Here is a 4,150-nt window from a genome sequence, read left to right as displayed (position 1 = left end):
CGATTCCCTTCGAGGGTCGGCCTAGAGCCCCGCTTCATGTGGGGCTCTAATTTTTTAACGCTTCTTGCCGCACACACCCCCCAATTCCGGCACCTCCCACGCAGTCACCGCTTGTACCTGCCTGTTGGATACCGCATCCGGCACGTGCTTGAGTATCCAGTTGCGGGCGGTGGCCACACGCTTGCCGCCGAAATGTAGCGCGCGCCCGATGAGCCGCGACTGGCGCGCAATCTGTTGGCTGCGGCGGTGCCGGTGGACGTCGTAGATAGCGAAGTCCGTTACCCCTGCGCGTAGCAGCCGCGCGAGCACCGCGGCGTCTTCGAGACCCTGGCACGCGCCCTGCTCGATGTTTGGCGTCATGGCGTGCGACGCATCCCCAACCAGCACGACCTTGTCGCTGTAGTAGCTCGCGAGCGGTTTCGCCAACTCGCGGATGGGAAGGTACTGAACCGAGTCCTCTGGGGTGGCGCGCAGCAGGGCGGGGATCGGGTCGTGCCACTGCCCGAAGGTCGCGTGCAGCTGGTGGAGCGCTTGGGCTCCGGGCTGGGCTTCTGGGCCGGAGGTGACGGCGAACCAGTAGGTGTGGCCGTCGTGAAGCGGGACGGCCCCGAAGCGGGTGCGCGCTCCCCAGGTCTCGAACCCGGCGTCAAGCGGTACCCCTTCGGTGATTGCGCGCCACGTGTTGTAGTCGGCGTAGGTCATGGCGGGGTCGGCGAAGCAGCTGGCCCGCACCGCGCTGCGGATCCCGTCCGCGCCCACCACAACGTCGAAGCACTCTTCGCGGCCGTCGGCGAAGGCGACCGTGCCGGACTGCTTATCGACGCCTACCGCCCCCGCAGAGGTTCGGACGCGCGAACCTGGGATACCTGCAAGGAGGAGCGCGTGGAGTGTGGCGCGGTCGAGCGCGAGCGAGGCACGCGTGATCTCCGGGGAGATGCGGGTGAGCCAATCTCCCCGTGGGTTACGGATCCTGCCTTGCAATGGCGCTTGTTGCTGCTGCAGCGCGCGGAAATCTGCGCCTATACCTAAGGCGTCGAGGGCGGCAAGATCGTTCGGCGCGAGCGTGTGCCGGCGCCTCCGCTGCGGATCTGCGCATGCTCTTCGTAAACCTGCACGTCCATGCCCGCCCGGTGCAGCGCCGCCCCCAGCGCGAGACCGGCAATGCCAGCGCCGATGATGCCTATCCTCATGGGCTACGAGCCTAGTGGCCGTGGAGCGGAGTCCGCGGCCGCAGACTATTCACACGCGAATCAGTTTGCATGGATGCTGGTGGCGGATGCTAAGCACAGATTCTCGATACAAAAAGGTGCGCCTTTCGTGAATGCAGGACAATTAGGTCCGCTGCGAGGCTGATTGGGAGACGTAAGCCTGTCACGCCCGACGTGTTCGTCAAATGTGCCGCGGTAGGCTCGGGCGAGGTGATTGAATTGTGCGTTCACGCCGATTTCCAGCCTGTTTATGCTCTTCAATGGCGTTGCATCGATAGCGCATCCAAATACCTGAAGTGGTGGATCTTCGCGACGGAGACCGTGGAACTTCGTTTCAGCGAATACTTTTCTGCTCTGTCTCTGGGCAGGGCCGGGAATCTATAATCAAACGCACAAGTTTTGTCTCTCGCCCCTGGAATACGTGGGTTTCTGAATGTGTCATGCGGAGAGTTGTACTTTTAAGTACTCTGATCTTTGTCTTGAAAAGCTTGGAATTTCGCTGTGAATCCCTTGTTGGGGTTTGGATGGATCGAGAGGACATATACATGAGTACATCGGGAAATGAGCGCCGGGGCTTCCGTCGGAAGCTGATTGCCGCACTGAGCACTGTGACGCTTGCGGTAGCGGGGGGAGTTGCGCCTCACGCGCACGCCTACGTTGTGAAGGATGATTCCTTCCTCAACGGCAACCCCGACAATAAGAATCAAGAGCTACAGCCGAAGGTGTCGGTCAACGTTACTCCGACCGACAAAGAGGTGGAGCCTGGGGAAACGGTGGAGCTTGAGTTCACCGGTTCCTTCGAGGCTCCTTTCCCACCTAGTGGTAACCAGCTGGGGCCGGGCGAGTCTGACGTCAAAGGGGCGACAATCGCCCTGCAGTTTTCTGACCAGCTTGAAGCGGAACCGCAGATTGACCCGTCGGCGTTTGTTTGGAAGAGCGGCGAGAAGCGGAACGCTGAGGTGAAGCCCGCAGGCGGAGGCTACATCGTAGACTTTGGTTACATCAGCGCGAATGACTCCTTCACTTACAAGGTGCCGGTCAAGGTTTCTGAAGACATTGAGCCAGGCACAGAGTTCTCCCCTGCGACGATTGAGGCTACGGCGCGTATCGCGCCCGAGAACCAATTCCCAGACCGGAATGATGCCCGTTTTATCGCCGACCCGAATGACCGCTGCACACTCATTTCGAAGTCCTCTTACGTGTCTCAGAACGGCAAATATGGTGGGTGGCTGAGTGACCTTTGGCTTGGGACTCGCTCCCCGAATGCGGAGCTCGGCGAGGCTGAGTTGAAATTCATCGTGGATGGCCAAGACGTTACTTCCCAGATTATGAAGCGCGCTCAGCTTCATACTCCGGACTCACCCGAGCACCAAGACATGCCGCAAATTGTTGAGGCGCGTGACGCGGGACTGCCGGGCCGCGACTGGCGTCAGGTGTACGACTGGGGTTTGAAACCAAGCGACGCCGTCGTCCCCAAGGATTGGCCCGGTGAGTTCTTCCTGCCCAGCGGTACTATTGTTGAGGTCACCCAGCCGGTGAAGGATACTTCTCCGCAGTGCGCGGCGGGTGCAGACCCGGTTGTTACTCACGACGTCTATATCGGCCAGGTAGTCACTGACCAGGTGGCTTTGGTCGAAAAAAGCAACACGCTTCGCGTGGTGGAGCCGGATGAAAAGCCGACCCCTCAGCCGGAACCGACAACGTCGACGTCGACGGAAACCACTACGGAGACCACCACCGAAACGACCACTACCACCGAGACTTCGACGACCACCGCAGCGACGACCACGGTGACTCCGACGGAGACTGCCTCCACGGTTACGACGACGCTGACAAAGACCGCCCCGGCGGTCACGACTACGCCGACTGAAACGGCCCCGGCGGTCACGACTACGTCGACGGAGACGGAGTCGGAAAAGACCACGACCACCGCGACCTCCACTGAGACTGAAACCGCGACCTCCACTGAGACTGAAACCACGACCTCCACTGAGACTGAAACCACGACCGCCACTGTCACCGAAACCGAGGGCTGCGACTGCGAGCCGACCACGGTGACGGAGACGACCACGGTGAAGGAGCCGGTGGCACTGGAGCGCAGCACCATTGGCGATCGCGTGTGGCTGGATGAAAATGGTGATGGCAAGGAGGATTCGGGCGAGAGGACTGGTGTCCCTGGCGTCACGGTGGTCGTTACCGATAAGGACGGCAATGAGGTCACTCGTACTGTTTCGGACGAGGACGGCAATTGGAAGGTTGACGTTGATCCGGGTGAGTACACCGTCACTTACAAGCCGGGCAATTACGTCGCTAGCGACGAGCGCCTCATCGAGCGCACCGTGAAGATTGAGCCGGGCGAAGAGAACTTCGACATTGACCTCGGCGTGCTGCCGGGCGGTGCCATCGGCGACCGCGTCTGGAACGACGAAAACGGCGACGGTGTGCAGGACGAGGGCGAGAAGGGCGTGCCGAACGTTATCGTCGAGGTCTCCCGTGAGGGTGAGCCGGCCCGCACTACCTACACGGATGAGCAGGGTAACTGGCGTATCGACGGCTTGACCCCGGGCGTGGATTACGAGGTTCGCTTTATCAAGCCGCAGGGTTGGGAAGTCACCGGCAAGGTGCCGGGTGCGACCGACGAGGAGGGCCTGGTTGCAAAGGCAACCCTGAAGCCCAAGGAGTATAACGACACCTATGACCTGGGCCTGAAGGCAGTGAAGCCGGATTGCGACTGCGAGCCGGAGACTCCGGGCACCATTGGTGACCGCGTGTGGCTGGATGAAAATGGTGATGGCAAGGAGGATTCGGGCGAGAGGACTGGTGTCCCTGGCGTCACGGTGGTCGTTACCGATAAGGACGGCAACGAGGTCACTCGTACTGTTTCGGACGAGGACGGCAATTGGAAGGTTGACGTCACTCCGGGCGAGTACACCGTGGAGTAC

General features: G+C 61.0%; 3 protein-coding genes. 1 reads left to right on the top strand and 2 read right to left on the bottom strand.

Features of this window, described 5'->3' with window-relative positions; all coding sequences use genetic code 11:
* Window positions 1-54: 54 nt before the first annotated feature.
* Together EAW56_RS11180 and EAW56_RS11175 are read right to left on the bottom strand one after the other, a co-directional pair.
* Window positions 55-981, bottom strand: a complete 927-nt coding sequence (locus tag EAW56_RS11180; protein WP_167457435.1) for an FAD-dependent monooxygenase — start codon at window positions 979-981, stop codon at window positions 55-57.
* A gap of 44 nt (window positions 982-1,025) precedes the next feature.
* Window positions 1,026-1,190, bottom strand: a complete 165-nt coding sequence (locus EAW56_RS11175; RefSeq protein ID WP_095545542.1) for an NAD(P)-binding protein — start codon at window positions 1,188-1,190, stop codon at window positions 1,026-1,028.
* Between the two features lie 563 nt (window positions 1,191-1,753).
* On the opposite strand from EAW56_RS11175, the gene EAW56_RS11170 reads away from it, so the two are divergent.
* A partial coding sequence (locus EAW56_RS11170) for an SdrD B-like domain-containing protein (protein ID WP_208636514.1) occupies window positions 1,754-4,150 on the top strand: 2,397 nt, incomplete at its 3' end.

Origin of the sequence: Corynebacterium gottingense, assembly GCF_003693265.1 — a bacterium.
Lineage (GTDB): Bacteria > Actinomycetota > Actinomycetes > Mycobacteriales > Mycobacteriaceae > Corynebacterium > Corynebacterium gottingense.
This window is presented reverse-complemented; position numbering and strand designations above follow the sequence as displayed.

Coding starts and splice junctions, on each gene's coding strand:
- EAW56_RS11175 (WP_095545542.1), bottom strand. CDS start 1,190: ATGAGGATAGGCATCATCGGCGCTGGCATTGCCGGTCTCGCGCTGGGG.